Origin of the sequence: Serratia odorifera (assembly GCF_041448735.1) — a bacterium.
Lineage (GTDB): Bacteria > Pseudomonadota > Gammaproteobacteria > Enterobacterales > Enterobacteriaceae > Serratia_F > Serratia_F odorifera.
Map to the genome: position 1 here is coordinate 221,254 of NZ_JBGMUT010000001.1, position 14,071 is coordinate 235,324.

General features: G+C 55.5%; 12 protein-coding genes. 5 read left to right on the plus strand and 7 right to left on the minus strand.

Annotated features, from left to right (window positions below):
- The first annotated feature begins 37 nt into the window (after window positions 1-37).
- The 5 genes from yeiB to mglC all read left to right on the plus strand — a co-directional run bounded on the left by yeiB (window position 38) and on the right by mglC (window position 6,323).
- Window positions 38-1,225 (plus strand): DUF418 domain-containing protein YeiB, encoded by a 1,188-nt coding sequence (yeiB, locus tag ACCC84_RS01095; RefSeq protein ID WP_371901468.1) that lies wholly within the window; start codon window positions 38-40, stop codon window positions 1,223-1,225.
- A gap of 122 nt (window positions 1,226-1,347) precedes the next feature.
- A complete protein-coding gene (galS, locus tag ACCC84_RS01100; protein WP_004965320.1) occupies window positions 1,348-2,385 on the plus strand; it encodes an HTH-type transcriptional regulator GalS in 1,038 nt (345 codons plus the stop codon).
- A gap of 254 nt (window positions 2,386-2,639) precedes the next feature.
- The gene (gene mglB, locus ACCC84_RS01105; protein ID WP_004965318.1) at window positions 2,640-3,629 is read left to right on the plus strand and encodes a galactose/glucose ABC transporter substrate-binding protein MglB; all 990 of its coding nucleotides are present in this window, start codon (window positions 2,640-2,642) and stop codon (window positions 3,627-3,629) included.
- Window positions 3,630-3,791: 162 nt separating this feature from the next.
- A complete protein-coding gene (gene mglA, locus ACCC84_RS01110) occupies window positions 3,792-5,300 on the plus strand; it encodes a galactose/methyl galactoside ABC transporter ATP-binding protein MglA (RefSeq protein WP_004965317.1) in 1,509 nt (502 codons plus the stop codon).
- A 12-nt stretch (window positions 5,301-5,312) separates the two neighbouring features.
- Complete coding sequence (mglC, locus tag ACCC84_RS01115; protein WP_088499630.1) at window positions 5,313-6,323, plus strand: galactose/methyl galactoside ABC transporter permease MglC; 1,011 nt, start codon at window positions 5,313-5,315, stop codon at window positions 6,321-6,323.
- A 78-nt stretch (window positions 6,324-6,401) separates the two neighbouring features.
- On the opposite strand, the gene sanA is transcribed toward mglC, so the two are convergent.
- The 7 genes from sanA to ACCC84_RS01150 all read right to left on the minus strand — a co-directional run bounded on the left by sanA (window position 6,402) and on the right by ACCC84_RS01150 (window position 14,009).
- A complete protein-coding gene (gene sanA / locus ACCC84_RS01120) occupies window positions 6,402-7,148 on the minus strand; it encodes an outer membrane permeability protein SanA (RefSeq protein WP_004965313.1) in 747 nt (248 codons plus the stop codon).
- A gap of 168 nt (window positions 7,149-7,316) precedes the next feature.
- Window positions 7,317-9,014, minus strand: a complete 1,698-nt coding sequence (locus tag ACCC84_RS01125; protein WP_004965310.1) for an NAD-dependent malic enzyme — start codon at window positions 9,012-9,014, stop codon at window positions 7,317-7,319.
- A 220-nt stretch (window positions 9,015-9,234) separates the two neighbouring features.
- Complete coding sequence (cdd, locus tag ACCC84_RS01130; protein ID WP_004965309.1) at window positions 9,235-10,119, minus strand: cytidine deaminase; 885 nt, start codon at window positions 10,117-10,119, stop codon at window positions 9,235-9,237.
- A gap of 236 nt (window positions 10,120-10,355) precedes the next feature.
- Window positions 10,356-11,051, minus strand: coding sequence for a CidB/LrgB family autolysis modulator (locus ACCC84_RS01135; RefSeq protein ID WP_088499631.1), 696 nt, complete (start codon window positions 11,049-11,051; stop codon window positions 10,356-10,358).
- A complete protein-coding gene (locus ACCC84_RS01140; RefSeq protein WP_273867191.1) occupies window positions 11,048-11,455 on the minus strand; it encodes a CidA/LrgA family protein in 408 nt (135 codons plus the stop codon). Before ACCC84_RS01140 ends, ACCC84_RS01135 begins: the two co-directional genes overlap by 4 nt.
- Before the next feature lie 130 nt (window positions 11,456-11,585).
- Window positions 11,586-12,800 (minus strand): MFS transporter, encoded by a 1,215-nt coding sequence (locus ACCC84_RS01145; RefSeq protein ID WP_371901469.1) that lies wholly within the window; start codon window positions 12,798-12,800, stop codon window positions 11,586-11,588.
- 132 nt (window positions 12,801-12,932) lie between these two features.
- Window positions 12,933-14,009: a sugar ABC transporter substrate-binding protein gene (locus ACCC84_RS01150; RefSeq protein WP_004965301.1), complete on the minus strand. Its 1,077-nt coding sequence runs from the start codon at window positions 14,007-14,009 to the stop codon at window positions 12,933-12,935.
- Window positions 14,010-14,071 lie beyond the last annotated feature (62 nt).

Here is a 14,071-nt window from a genome sequence, read left to right on the forward strand (position 1 = left end):
CGGGCGCCTTTTTAATGAGCGAAATACGGCGAAACAGATGAATAACCAATCGACAGCCCCCTTGCCGCGTATCGCAACCCTGGATTGCGTACGCGGTATCGCCATTCTCGGCATTCTGTTGCTGAATATCAGCGCCTTTGGCTTGCCAAAAGCAGCCTATCTCAACCCGGCCTATGCCGGGCTGCCGGCACTCCATGACGCCTGGACCTGGGCGTTGCTGGATCTGCTGGCACAGGCCAAGTTTCTGGCGATGTTTGCGCTGCTGTTTGGTGCCGGTTTGCAGCTGTTGCTGCACCGCGGCAAGGGCTGGATGCGTGCACGTTTGAGCTGGTTGGTGCTGTTTGGCCTGGGGCACGCCATTTTCCTGTGGGACGGTGATATCTTGCTGGCTTATGGTCTGATCGGGCTGGTGTGCTGGCGCATGATCCGTGAGGCGAAAGATACGTTTACGCTGCTGAAAACCGGCGTAGTGCTGTATCTGATCGGCGTCGCGGTGCTGTTGCTGCTGGGGATTATCAGCCGCGGAGAGCCCGGCAGCTTTTGGCAGCCTGGCCCGGCGGTTCTGCAATATGAGCAGTTCTGGAAGTTGCAGGGCGGGATGGAGGCCTGGCGTAATCGTGTCGATCTACTCTCTTCCAGCCTGTTGGCGATTGGCGCGCAGTACGGTTGGGAATTGGCTGGCATGATGCTGTTCGGTGCGGGCCTGATGCGCAGCGGTTGGCTGCGTGGTCATTTCTCGCCGGGGTATTATCGCCGGCAGGCCGCCTGGCTGATACCGCTGGCGCTGGCGATCCAACTGCCCGCAGTGGTGCTGCAATGGCATTTGCAGTGGGATTACCGCTGGAGCGGCTTCCTGCTGCAAGTGCCACGCGAACTGGGCGCGCCGTTGCAGGCGATGGGCTATCTGGCATTGTGCTACGGTTTCTGGCCGCAGCTGGCGCGGCTGTCGCTTGGCCGTTGGCTGACGCAGGTAGGGCGCATGGCACTGAGCAACTACCTGCTGCAAACGCTGGTGTGCACCACGCTGTTCTACCGTTTCGGCTGGTATCAGCAGTTTGATCGCCTGCAGCTGCTGGCACTGGTACCGCTGGTATGGGTAATCAATCTGCTGTTTTCTACCCTGTGGCTACGTTATTTTAGCCAGGGACCGATGGAATGGTTATGGCGTAAATTGACAGCGCTTGGTGCAGGTAACAGCGATCGCCGGCGGCAAAGCGAGATGTAAACTGGTTAAGTTAAAAAAATGTATGTAAACGTTTTCTTTTATGTGACGCAATTCGCGTAGGGAGAGCGGGATCTCGGGGTAGGATAGCGCCACACGTAGCTTACCCCGAACCAGGATCCTTGATGCGTCCAGCCCATCTCATCACTATTCGTGACGTTGCCGAACGTGCCGGCGTTTCGGTGGCGACCGTTTCTCGCGTATTAAACAACAGCGCGGTGGCCAGCCCACAGACGCGCGAGCGAGTGTTGCAGGCGGCAGCGGCGCTGGGTTATCGACCGAATGCCAATGCCCAGGCGTTGGCGACGCAGAACAGCGAAACCATTGGCGTGGTGGTGATGGACGTGTCGGATCCGTTCTTCGGCGCGCTGGTGAAAGCGGTTGATACCGTTGCGCAGCAGCATCACAAATATTTGCTGATCGGCAACAGTTATCATCAGGCGGAAAAAGAGCGACATGCCATTGAAGTGTTGCTGCGCCAGCGCTGCAATGCGCTGATAGTGCATGCAAAAGCGCTGGATGACGACGAACTGGCGGCGTTTATGGACCAGGTGCCCGGCATGGTGCTGGTTAACCGTATCGTGGCCGGTTACGAGCACCGCTGCGTGGGGCTGGCCAACGTCTGCGGCGCGGAAATGGCGCTGCGGTTGCTGTTATCGCAAGGGCACCGGCGTATCGGCTACCTGGGCTCCAACCATGGCATCGAGGACGGCCCGCTGCGCCAGCAAGGGTATCTGCAGGCCATGACGGCAGCCGGGGTGCAGGTGGGGGAAAGTTGGTGCGCCTTTAATTCGCCGGACTTGCAGGGTGGCGAAGCGGGGATGGTCGAGCTGCTGGGGCGCAATCTGCGTTTAAGCGCGGTGTTCGCCTACAATGACGCCATGGCCGCAGGCGCCATGGCGGTGCTAAAAGAAAACGGTATCACGGTACCGCAGCAATTTTCGCTGATCGGCTTTGATGATATTCCGATTGCGCGTTACACCAGTCCCAAACTCACTACCGTACGCTATCCCATTGTATCCATGGCCACTCTGGCGGCCGAGCTGGCGCTCAAGGGGGCCGCCGGGCAGCTGGAACCCCAGGCCAGCCATCTGTTCATGCCGACGCTGGTACGACGCCATTCGGTGGCGCCGTGGCAAAGTGAGGCGGTGGTCACTCTCTGAACATTTAATCTTGTGTAACCGTTTTCAATCTGTGAGAAAATTCACAGATTATTAACATAGTGCCGTTTATGCTCTAGGCGTTTTCCGGCGCAAAGGCTCTTGCCACCGATTATTTATCCGCGCGCTGACACAGCATTTTCAGGAATAACATGATTCAAGGATGACAGGGATCCTGCCAGGCTCGGTCGTGTGCGCACGCCGTGAAATCTGGCTTATTACATCGAGAACGACCCTCTATAAACCGGAGACACACAATGAATAAGAAGGTTTTCACCCTGGCCGCACTGGCCGCCAGCATGCTGTTTGGCGCTGCGCACGCAGATACCCGCATTGGCGTTACCGTTTACAAATACGATGATAACTTTATGTCGGTGGTGCGTAAGGCGTTGGAAAAAGATGCCAAGGCGGCACCGGATATCACTTTGCTGATGAATGATTCGCAGAATGACCAATCCAAGCAAAACGATCAGATCGATGTGCTGATTGCCAAGGGGGTTAAAGCGCTGGCGATCAACCTGGTTGACCCGGCCGCGGCGCCGGTGGTGATCGACAAGGCGCGTGCCAACGACATTCCCGTGGTGTTTTACAACAAGGAACCTTCGCGCAAGGCGCTCGACAGCTATGACAAAGCCTATTATGTCGGCACCGACTCCAAAGAATCCGGCGTTATCCAGGGCGAGCTGATTGCCAAGCATTGGCAGGCCAATCCGAACTGGGATCTGAACAAAGACGGCCAAATTCAATACGTGTTGCTGAAAGGCGAACCGGGCCACCCGGATGCCGAAGCGCGTACTACTTACGTAGTGAAGACGCTGAATGAAAAGGGCATTAAGACCCAGCAGCTGCAGATGGACACCGCCATGTGGGATACCGCCCAGGCGAAAGACAAGGTGGATGCCTGGATGTCGGGCCCGAACGCCAGCAAGGTTGAAGTGGTCATCGCCAACAACGATGCCATGGCAATGGGCGCCATTGAGGCGCTGAAGGCGCATAACAAGTCGGCTATTCCGGTGTTCGGCGTGGATGCGCTGCCAGAAGCGCTGGCGCTGGTGAAATCGGGAGCGATGGCCGGTACCGTGCTGAACGACGCCGACAACCAGGCGAAAGCTACCTTTGCACTGGCGAAGAATCTGGCGGCGGGCAAACCGGCCGCTGAAGGCACCAATTACAAGATCGACAATAAAGTGGTGCGTATTCCTTACGTCGGCGTAGATAAAGACAACCTGTCACAATTCGTTAAATAAACTTCGGTTATACCCGGGCTTATGCGCGTTGCATCGATCGGCCAGGGCCAGGATGCAGCGTAAACGAGCACGGGTAGAGACTAGCGTTCCCCGCCGGCGGCGACCTGACGCCAACACCCATTGGCCGTGCGGCGGGGAATTTCAGTACATTAAGGTATATCTATGGCCGACAGTTCTCGCGAATATCTGCTGGAAATGACCGACGTCAATAAGTCATTCCCCGGCGTCAAGGCATTGGATAATGTCAATCTACGCGTTCGTCCACACTCCATTCATGCATTAATGGGAGAAAACGGCGCCGGTAAATCGACGTTATTAAAATGTCTGTTTGGCATTTATAAAAAAGATTCGGGCAGCATTGTTTTTCAGGGGAAGGAAGTCGATTTTAAAAGTTCCAAAGAAGCGCTGGAGCATGGCGTTTCCATGGTACATCAGGAATTGAATCTGGTATTGCAGCGTACCGTCATGGACAACATGTGGCTGGGGCGTTACCCCACCAAAGGTCTGTTTGTCGATCAGCACAAGATGTACCAGGATACCAAAAGCATTTTCGACGAGCTGGATATTGATATTGATCCGCGCGCCAAGGTCGGTACGCTGTCGGTGTCGCAGATGCAGATGATTGAAATTGCCAAGGCATTTTCCTATGACGCAAAAATAGTGATTATGGATGAGCCAACCTCGTCATTAACAGAAAAGGAGGTCAATCATTTATTCACCATTATCCGTAAATTGAAACAGCGCGGCTGCGGCATCGTGTATATCTCGCACAAGATGGAGGAGATATTCCAGCTGTGCGACGAAATAACCATCCTGCGCGACGGCCAATGGATTGCTACCCAGCCGCTGGAAGGGCTGGATATGGACAAGATCATCGCCATGATGGTCGGACGTTCACTGAGCCAGCGTTTTCCCGATCGCCAGAATACGCCGGGAGAGGTGATTTTACAGGTGAAGAACCTGACATCACTGCGCCAACCGTCGATCCGCGACGTGTCGTTTGATTTGCACCAGGGTGAAATTCTGGGTATCGCCGGGTTGGTTGGCGCCAAGCGTACCGATATTGTCGAAACCCTGTTCGGTATTCGCGAGAAAGTGAGCGGCACCATCACACTGCACGGCAAAGCGATTAATAACCACAGCGCCAACGAAGCAATCAACCACGGATTTGCCCTGGTAACCGAGGAGCGGCGTTCGACCGGTATTTATGCTTTTCTAGATATCGGTTTTAACTCGCTGATTTCCAATATTCGCAATTATAAAAATAAGATCGGCCTGCTGGATAATGCGCGCATGAAAAGCGATACCCAATGGGTGATCGACGCGATGCGGGTAAAAACGCCGGGGCATCGTACCAATATCGGTTCCCTGTCTGGCGGTAATCAGCAGAAGGTGATTATTGGTCGCTGGCTGCTGACCCAGCCGGAAATATTGATGCTGGATGAACCGACGCGCGGTATTGACGTTGGCGCAAAGTTTGAAATTTATCAGTTGATGACCGAGTTGGCGAAAAAGGGCAAGGGGATCATTATCATCTCGTCCGAAATGCCGGAGCTTTTGGGGATTACCGACAGAATATTGGTGATGAGTAATGGTCAGGTTGCGGGCATCGTTAATACCAAACAGACCTCGCAAAATGAAATCTTACGCTTAGCCTCCTTGCATCTTTAAGGGAAACGAATTATGAGCGCGCTAAACAAAAAAACGTTATTCACCTATTTTAAAGAGGGTGGCATCTATATGGTGTTGCTGGTTTTACTGGCAATCATCATTATTCAGGATCCGACCTTTCTCAGCTTGATGAACCTGAGCAATATCCTGACCCAATCTTCGGTACGTATTATCATCGCCCTGGGCGTGGCGGGGCTGATTGTTACCCAGGGTACCGATCTGTCGGCCGGTCGCCAGGTGGGATTGGCGGCGGTGGTGGCAGCAACGCTGCTGCAATCGATGGATAACGTCAACAAGGTGTTCCCGCAGATGGAGACCTGGTCGATTCCATTGGTGATTTTGCTGGTCTGCGCCATCGGTGCGCTGATCGGTCTGGTTAACGGCCTGATTATTGCCTACCTGAACGTGACGCCGTTCATTACTACCCTGGGCACCATGATCATCGTCTACGGCATCAACTCGCTGTATTACGATTCGGTCGGTGCGTCGCCGGTGGCGGGCTTTGATCCCGGTTTTTCCAGCTTTGCGCAGGGCTTCTTGAAGTTCGGCGATTTCAAACTGTCGTACATCACCTTTTATGCGTTGATCGCCATCGTTTTTGTCTGGATCCTGTGGAACAAGACCCGCTTTGGCAAAAACATCTTCGCCATCGGCGGTAACCCCGAGGCGGCGAAAGTCTCCGGCGTTAACGTTCCGCTTAACCTGATCCTGATTTATGCCTTGTCCGGGGTGTTCTATGCCTTCGGCGGCATGTTGGAGGCCGGGCGTATCGGCAGCGCTACCAATAATCTGGGCTTTATGTATGAGCTGGATGCCATTGCTGCCTGCGTGGTCGGCGGGGTGTCATTTGCCGGCGGCGTCGGCACGGTATTGGGGGTTGTGACCGGGGTTATTATTTTCACCGTTATCAACTACGGTTTGACCTATATCGGCGTCAATCCGTATTGGCAATACATTATCAAGGGCGGCATCATTATTTTCGCCGTGGCGCTGGATTCGCTCAAGTACGCCAAGAAAAAGTAATCAATTGCGCAGTAACAACACAACGGCCAGCAATTGCTGGCCGTTGTTGTTTGTGCCGCGCCGATGGCGCGCGTGCGATTATGATTTGCCGCGCGCTTTCTGTTTCTCTGCGGCCAGTTTATGTTCCAGCTCTACCAGCTGTTCCGGCGACACCGCCGGATAGCCCTGTGCATCCTCCGGCACCTTGTGCATCGAGGAAATCGGTATCAGCGGGCCGAGGAAGCGTGGTTCGCGTTTCAGGATATACAGGTCGTTCAGCGCCCCCAGACGGGCGAAAATCTCGCGCACCCGCACCGTCAGCATGTCTTTTGGCGACGGCACGGCGAAACATTGCGCCTGGATGCCCATATGCAGGGCAATGAACAGCGCGCGCTCGCAGTGAAAACGCTGGGTAATGATGGTGAAATCATTGGCGTCGAACACTTTGCGGGTGCGTACAATTGAATCCAGGGTACGGAATCCGGCGTAATCAAGCACGATATCGCTCGGCGCGATGCCGGCGGCGATCAGATCGCGCCGCATGGTCATCGGTTCATTATAGCTCTGCAGTGCGTTATCGCCGCTCAGCAGCAGGTATTTTACCTTGCCGCTGTTGTAGGCATTTATCGCTCCCTGAATGCGGTAGCGGTAATACTGATTGATCACACCGGTGCGGTAATATTTGGCGGTGCCGAGTACCACGCCAACCTGACGGTTTGGCAACTGTTGCAGCTCGTCATAAATATAGGGCGCGGTTTTCCAACTGATCCAGCGATCGAGCGCGATAGCCGATAGCATCAACACCGCGGTGATGACGAAAAGGCTGATAATCAGGCGTTTCCACATGTTGAGGCCTTACGCGCACAAATCTGAAAAAGGGTGGATCAAGGCTACTGTACCTGACTGGCGGACGCAAGCTGTCCACCGTGCCTAGCGCGGGGGCGCCGCATTTTTCAGCGCTTTTTACCATAAAAAAAGACCCGGCATGCCGGGTCTGTTGCTTTTATCGACAGATTAAAACGAGGTGCGTTTGTAACTGCGGTACTGCGGGCGCCAGAAGTTGTGTTCGATGGCTTTGGACAGCGCCTCTTCGGAGGTGACTACCGCCACGCCCTGCAATTGTGCCGCCTTGCCCACTTCCATGGCGATGCACTTGGAGACGCCTTGAATATCATCGATATCCGGCAGCAATGCGCCATGGCCATCGGTGGCCAGCGGTGAACAATCAGCCAATGCCCGGCTGGCGGCCATCAGCATGGCGTCGGTGACGCGCGCCGCGCCGGATGCCAGCACGCCCAGGCCAATGCCAGGGAAGATATAGGAGTTGTTGCACTGGGCAATCGGGAACTGCCGTTCCTTGTAATTCACCGGGGCGAACGGGCTGCCGGTAGCCACCAGTGCGGCGCCGTCGGTCCAGTGGATAATGTCTTCCGGACGAGCTTCCACGCGCGACGTCGGGTTGGACAGCGGCATCACTATCGGCCGTGGGCAATGCCGATGCATTTCGCGGATCAACTCTTCGGTGAACAGGCCTGGCTGGCCGGAAACGCCGATCAGAATGCTTGGCTTGGCGTTGCGTACCACGTCCAGCAGCGAAATCGCATCGTTGGAGACGTCCCACGCGGTCAGGTTTTCGCTTTTTTGCACCAGCTTGCTCTGGAAATCGAGCAGGTTCGGCAGCTTGTCGGTCAGCAGACCGAAACGGTCAACCATAAAGACGCGGGCGCGGGCTTCGTCTTCGCTCAGGCCTTCCGACTTCATTTGCGCGATGATCTGCTCTGCGATACCGCAACCGGCGGAGCCGGCGCCGAGGAAGGTGACGGTCTGGTCGCGCAATTGACTACCGGCGGCGCGGCTGGCGGCGATCAGGCTGCCGAGCGTGACTGCAGCGGTGCCCTGGATGTCGTCGTTAAAGCAGCAGATTTCGTCACGGTAGCGGTTTAACAGCGGCGTAGCGTTGTTTTGCGCAAAGTCTTCGAACTGCAACAGTACGTTTGGCCAGCGACGCTTGACCGCCTGAATGAATTCTTCGACAAACGCGTGATATTCGTCACCGGAGATACGCGGATGACGCCAGCCCATGTACAGCGGATCGTTCAGGCGTTGCGGGTTGTTGGTGCCGACGTCCAGCACTACCGGCAGCGTATAGGCCGGGCTGATACCGCCGCAGGCGGTGTACAGCGACAGCTTGCCGATAGGGATCCCCATGCCGCCAATGCCCTGATCGCCCAGGCCGAGAATGCGCTCGCCGTCGGTAACCACAATCACCTTAACGTTCTGCTTGGTGGCGTTTTGCAGCATATCGTCGATGCGGTCGCGATTCGGATAGGAAATGAACAGACCGCGTGCCCGGCGATAAATGTCCGAGAAGTGCTCGCAGGCTTCACCGACCGTCGGCGTGTAGATGATCGGCATCATTTCGCTCAGGTGGGCATCGAGCAGGCGGTAGAACAGCGTTTCGTTGGTGTCCTGAATGTTGCGCAGATAAATATGCTTGTCGTTGTCGTTTTTGAAGTCCTGGTATTGACGATAGGCACGTTCAACCTGTTCTTCAATGGTTTCTACCGCCTCCGGCAGCAGGCCGTGCAGATTGAAATGGCTACGCTCGTCTTCTGTAAATGCACTGCCTTTGTTGAGCAGCGGGAATTCCAACAGAATTGGACCGGCATAGGGGATATACAGCGGGCGTTTGCTTTCGTATTCAAGTTCCATCAGTTTACTCTTAACGTATCAGATAATTTTTATAACTGGTGATCCTAAAAGATAAGGAAAATATGTACAGCAATTGTTATCGGATCATGAGGCAAATTGATGAAATTATCGACGTTCAAATCATTTTTTAACTAAAAAAAGTGTTTTAGAAGATGAATGGCATTGTATTTGGCCGGCGGGACTGGTAGCTGCGGAGCCGAACGGCCCCGCGTCCAAGGCGTCAGAAGGTGATACGGCTGACCGCGTCGCAACCCAACGCCGCCAGCGTGGCGCGGGTGGCATCCCATTGGCTGAGTATGGCGCTCTGCGGCTCCGCCAGCACCGCGCGGCGGATTTGCCGGCAATCGCCGCCGGAGAGGTTTAACAGTACCAGTGCCGCTTGTAACGGCGGCAGGCTTGGGTTGAAGGCGGCGTTTTCGGCATAGCGACCCGCATGGATTTTACCCTCGGCGGTTTCCAGCGCTACGCCGCTGTGGGCGTTGCTGTAGGGCGCATGGCTACGGTTGGCGGCGTTCAGCGCCGCCTGGTCCAGTGGGTCGTTCAGCGACAGTTGGAAACCATGATCCACCGGGTCCATCAACAGGGTGCTGATAGCCAGATCGCGCGGGCCAAATGCATCCGGCAGATAATCTGCCAGCGTGGCCGCGTCGCGCCCCGGCAGGCGAATTTGCAGTTCACCGCCGCTGTTCAACTCGTTCATAAACTGGCGGCAGTGGCCGCACGGTGTGTAGTTGACGGTGATGGAGGCCAGTGAGCGTTCGCCACGCAGCCAGGCGTGGGTCACTGCACATTGTTCGGCATGGATGGTTTGTTGCATCGGCGCGCCGTGAAATTCCATATTGGCGCCAAAATACAGATTGCCGCTGACGCCGCGGGCGATGGCACCGACGTTGAAATGTGAGATCGGGGTTAAGGAACAGGTTGCCGCCAGCGGCAGCAGGGCAAATGCCAGGGCATCATCATCCAGCCCGCAGCGCTGCTTGATTGCCTCAACCTGGCTGAGGTCGAACATCGCCGGGAAATCAGGTGTGTCCATATAAGGCTGCAGGGCGCTTTGCAAGGAAGCGGGCAATTGGCTGAAAGCGGTGTGAAAACGCGTATGCATGGTAGGTCTCTCTATTGATTAACGGGGAGGCCGCTGTTACCGATTCACATCGTTGGCGGTTTGCGCCACGCCTGACGTATCAGGCTTTTGCAGGCAGCCGCCGCAATGCAATCTCGAATTAATTGGATAGGGCATTCTAGGCAGCCCGCCATCAATAAAGTGTGATTAAGATCTCCTTATTGGTGAAATTCATGTAATAGAAATCATTATTGCGAGATGTATCGCAAGTTTTGGCCTTAGGCAAACAGATGCAACAGCAGCGGGAACAATAACGGCGCCAATAACGAGGTAATAATCCCGCAGACAACCAGAGCCAGTGAGCTGAATGCGCCCTCCTGATAGTCCAGTTCTACGCTACGCGCGGTCCCCAGGGCGTGTGATGCGCTGCCCATCGCCAGACCACGTGCAGATTTGGTGTTTATCCTCATCAGGTTGAAGAGGGGGTGGGCGAAAATAGCGCCGAAAATCCCGACAAAAATCACGCAGACGGCGCTGATGGCCGGAATGCCGCCGATCGATTCCGCCGTTGCCATGGCGATCGGCGTGGTGACCGATTTTGGCAGGATTGACGCGACGATTTCTGGCGTAGCGCCCATCCACAGCGCGATGGCGCCGCCGCTGATCATCGCGGTCAGACTGCCAATAAAGCACACGGTAATGATCGACTTCCAGCGTGCGCGGATCTGGTGTATCTGTTCATACAGCGGAAAGGCCAGCGCCACCACCGCAGGTTGTAAAAAGTCGTTCAGTATCTTGCTGCCCTGGAAGTAGCGTTGGTAAGGAATACCGGTGAACAGCAGAAAAGGAATGATGATGGCCATCGACACCAGCAGCGGGTTGAGCAGTGGCATTTTCAGTCGCTGCGACAACGCCCGTGCCGCGTAAAACACCACCAGCGTTAACGGTAACGACCACCAGATGTTATCCATCATTTGTCCTCCTTGGCATCGCGCTTGCCAGCGGCCAGGCTACGGTCGCGGTGAAAATAGTGGGAGGAATAACCCACCACCACCAGTACCAGCACGGTACTGACCAGGCAGGACACCAGCAGCGGCGCCAGATGATCGACAATCTGCCGATAATATTGCATGACACCGACGCCAATCGGCACAAACAGCAATACCATGTAACGGATGAAGACGTTGCAGCCCGGACGCACCCATTTGGCTGGCAGCAGTTGCGATGACAGCAGCGCAAACAGCAGCAACATGCCGATGATGCTGCCGGGGATGGTGATGGGTAAAAGGGCGGAAATCGCATTGCCGGCAAACAGGCAGAGATAAATTAAAGCGAAGGCCCGCAGGTATTTCCAACACAGTGCGAATAGGTTGGTCATGATTCTTTCCTGTTTAACTGATGTATTCATCATACAATTAAACTGTGAGCTTGGCCACAAAACACGCCATGAATCCTGTCTATGCATACGATGCCATTAGGCGCTATTGACGGCATGGAACAAGTGTAGGTTACGCCTCCTGTGCCAGCCGCTGTCGTTGCGCCAGCCGATGTCCGAGAAAGAAAAACAGCAGGCTGAACAGTGCGGCAGCAATCAGCATGACGAACATCAGCGCCGGTGCGGCATAGCTCAGCAACAGGCCGCACAGTACCGGATTGATGGCCCCTCCCAGATTGCTGAGGTTTTGCACGCCATAGTAACTGCCTTTTAAATGCCCGGGAGCAATGAAATCGATGAACATGTATTCCACCGGGATGACAATGATTTCGCCGAGGGTGAAAACCGCCATGGCCGTCGCCCACAGCCACAGCGACTGGCCGGCAAACAGAAAGCCCAGCAGGCCGATAATGAAAAACAGCGTGCCCAGCGTCAGCCAGCGCAGAATGTTGTCCTGCCGCATGCCGCGGCTCAGCAGGTACTGTAACGCAATCACGATACAGGCGTTGACGATCATCACCAGCCCAATCACCCGGTAGGCGAAGTCGGCACTGGAGACGGTGATCAGGTACTGCGACAGATAACCGGTGAACTGGCCGAACACTACCGCGCCCAGCGTGCTGCCCAGGGTAAAGTAGATCAGCCGGCGATCCTGACGCAGGATTTTTGCCGTCTGGCGGAAGCTGGGCATCACCGTGGGCGCGTCCGATTGGCGGGTAACCTGCGGCTGCGCCTGTTGCTGGCGCAGTCTCAGGTTCACCATCACTACCGTCAGCAGTGCCAGGCCGCCGGAAAGGTAGAACGGCAGCAAGGGGCTAAAGCCGGCCACCAGTACGCCGAGCGATGAGCCGATCGCCCAGCCGACGTTCACCAGGGTGTAATTGATCGAAAACGCCTTGATGCGCTGCGCTACCGGCAGCCATTCGGCGAAACAGGCTTTAATGGTAATGCCAAGCACGGCATATGCGGTATGCAGCACCGCCAGCACGATGACTATGCTGCCCGGTTGCGCAATCCAGGGAATAATGAAAAAGCTCAGCGCGAACAACAGCATGGAAAGCGCAATCAGGGTGGTTTTGTTGAACTTGTCCACCAGATAGCCGCCATACAGGCTGCTGAGAATGCCGATCGTCAGGCTGAGACCAAGGATGATGCCGACGCTTTTAGGCAACAGATGGAAATGTTCGGTGAGATAAATGGTAATGAATGGCAGCGTAACGCCGCGGCCAATGGTCAGCAGTAACGAACTGGCCAACAAGGTATTGATTTGCGCCGGGAATCCCTTCATGACAATGCCTGTCTATGCATACAGTTATTAACACAGTGTTGATAACATAGCGCATTTTGGCAAACAGGAAAGGGGCTGATGGAAAATAAGCACAAAAAAGGGGCAACCGCTGTCGCCCCCGCTTAAAACAGCTTATTTGCCTGCCTGTGACTGTAGCGTGGCAAACCATGGCTGGACGAAATCGTCACTGCTGCCCCAGCCGGGAATGATTTTGCCCAGGCTGGCCACGTTTACCGGCCCCGGTTGGCTGACCAGTAGCGCCTGCGGAATGGCGGCGGCCTTGAATTGGTAGCTTGCCGGCGTAGTTTCACCGGCAATTTTGTTGGCGATAAGCCGCAGGTTTACCGCGCCGATCAGTTTGGTGTCTACCGCGACGCTGACTTTCCATGGGCTGCCGGCTTCACGCATCAGCTGCAGGTCCTGATTGGAGATATCAATGCTGTACAGCTTGATTTCGCTGCGACCATTTTCCTGCAATGCCTTATAGGCACCTTGCGTAAAGGCATCCCAGGTTCCCCAAATGGCGTCAATCTTGCCTTTCGGGTATTTGGCCAGTACCGCGCCGACTTTGTTGGCGGTATCGCCCTGCACGTCGGAAGACACCGCGCCGATCGATTCCAGCTCATGGATGCCGGGGTGTTGCTTGAGCAATTGTTGATAGGCGGCCTGACGCCGTTCCATCGGCGGAAAACCGGCCACCCACAGTTTGATGATGTTGGCACGTCCGTTGAAGTCTTTCACCAACTGGCCGAAGGATTCATTGGCCAGCGAGGCGTCATCCTGCTGGGAAACGGTCACGCCGGGAATAATGCCGCTGACGTCGGTATCAAAGGCGGACACGGCAATACCCGCGGCGGCAATACGCTTCACCAGATCGGTGGAGTAGGGGGCACGCCCCTGCGAAAGAATAATGCCATCGTATTTCTGGCTGATGGCCTGATTGACGAAATCCTGGAAGCGGGCATCGTCGCCATTGCTGAGGAACGTATCCACCTTGAACCCCAGTTTGCGGCCTTCCTGAATGGCGCCGGCCAGGAACTGAGTGGTGTTGTCATCGGACCCCAGATTGCGGATCACCGCCACGCGGATTGGCCCCTGATGATTGGCGATGGCGGCCGGTACCGCTGCCAGCGTTGCGTCTGGCGCGGCGTATAACGGCAGCGCGCTAAACAGGCCCAGCGCAAGCAAAGAGATTTTTATCGTTTTCATTATCAACTCCGAAGCAGGTAAGTCTGGCCGATTAAAAGGTAAATAGCAGTCTTGCTATCCAG

Excerpts from the sequence above, each read along its gene's own strand:
- cdd (WP_004965309.1), bottom strand. The coding sequence starts at position 10,119 with ATGCATACGCGTTTTCACACCGCTTTCAGCCAATTGCCCGCTTCCTTG.
- mglA (WP_004965317.1), top strand. The coding sequence starts at position 3,792 with ATGGCCGACAGTTCTCGCGAATATCTGCTGGAAATGACCGACGTCAAT.
- yeiB (WP_371901468.1), top strand. The coding sequence starts at position 38 with ATGAATAACCAATCGACAGCCCCCTTGCCGCGTATCGCAACCCTGGAT.
- mglB (WP_004965318.1), top strand. The coding sequence starts at position 2,640 with ATGAATAAGAAGGTTTTCACCCTGGCCGCACTGGCCGCCAGCATGCTG.
- ACCC84_RS01140 (WP_273867191.1), bottom strand. The coding sequence starts at position 11,455 with ATGACCAACCTATTCGCACTGTGTTGGAAATACCTGCGGGCCTTCGCT.
- ACCC84_RS01125 (WP_004965310.1), bottom strand. The coding sequence starts at position 9,014 with ATGGAACTTGAATACGAAAGCAAACGCCCGCTGTATATCCCCTATGCC.
- ACCC84_RS01145 (WP_371901469.1), bottom strand. The coding sequence starts at position 12,800 with ATGAAGGGATTCCCGGCGCAAATCAATACCTTGTTGGCCAGTTCGTTA.
- sanA (WP_004965313.1), bottom strand. The coding sequence starts at position 7,148 with ATGTGGAAACGCCTGATTATCAGCCTTTTCGTCATCACCGCGGTGTTG.
- galS (WP_004965320.1), top strand. The coding sequence starts at position 1,348 with ATGCGTCCAGCCCATCTCATCACTATTCGTGACGTTGCCGAACGTGCC.
- ACCC84_RS01150 (WP_004965301.1), bottom strand. The coding sequence starts at position 14,009 with ATGAAAACGATAAAAATCTCTTTGCTTGCGCTGGGCCTGTTTAGCGCG.
- ACCC84_RS01135 (WP_088499631.1), bottom strand. The coding sequence starts at position 11,051 with ATGATGGATAACATCTGGTGGTCGTTACCGTTAACGCTGGTGGTGTTT.
- mglC (WP_088499630.1), top strand. The coding sequence starts at position 5,313 with ATGAGCGCGCTAAACAAAAAAACGTTATTCACCTATTTTAAAGAGGGT.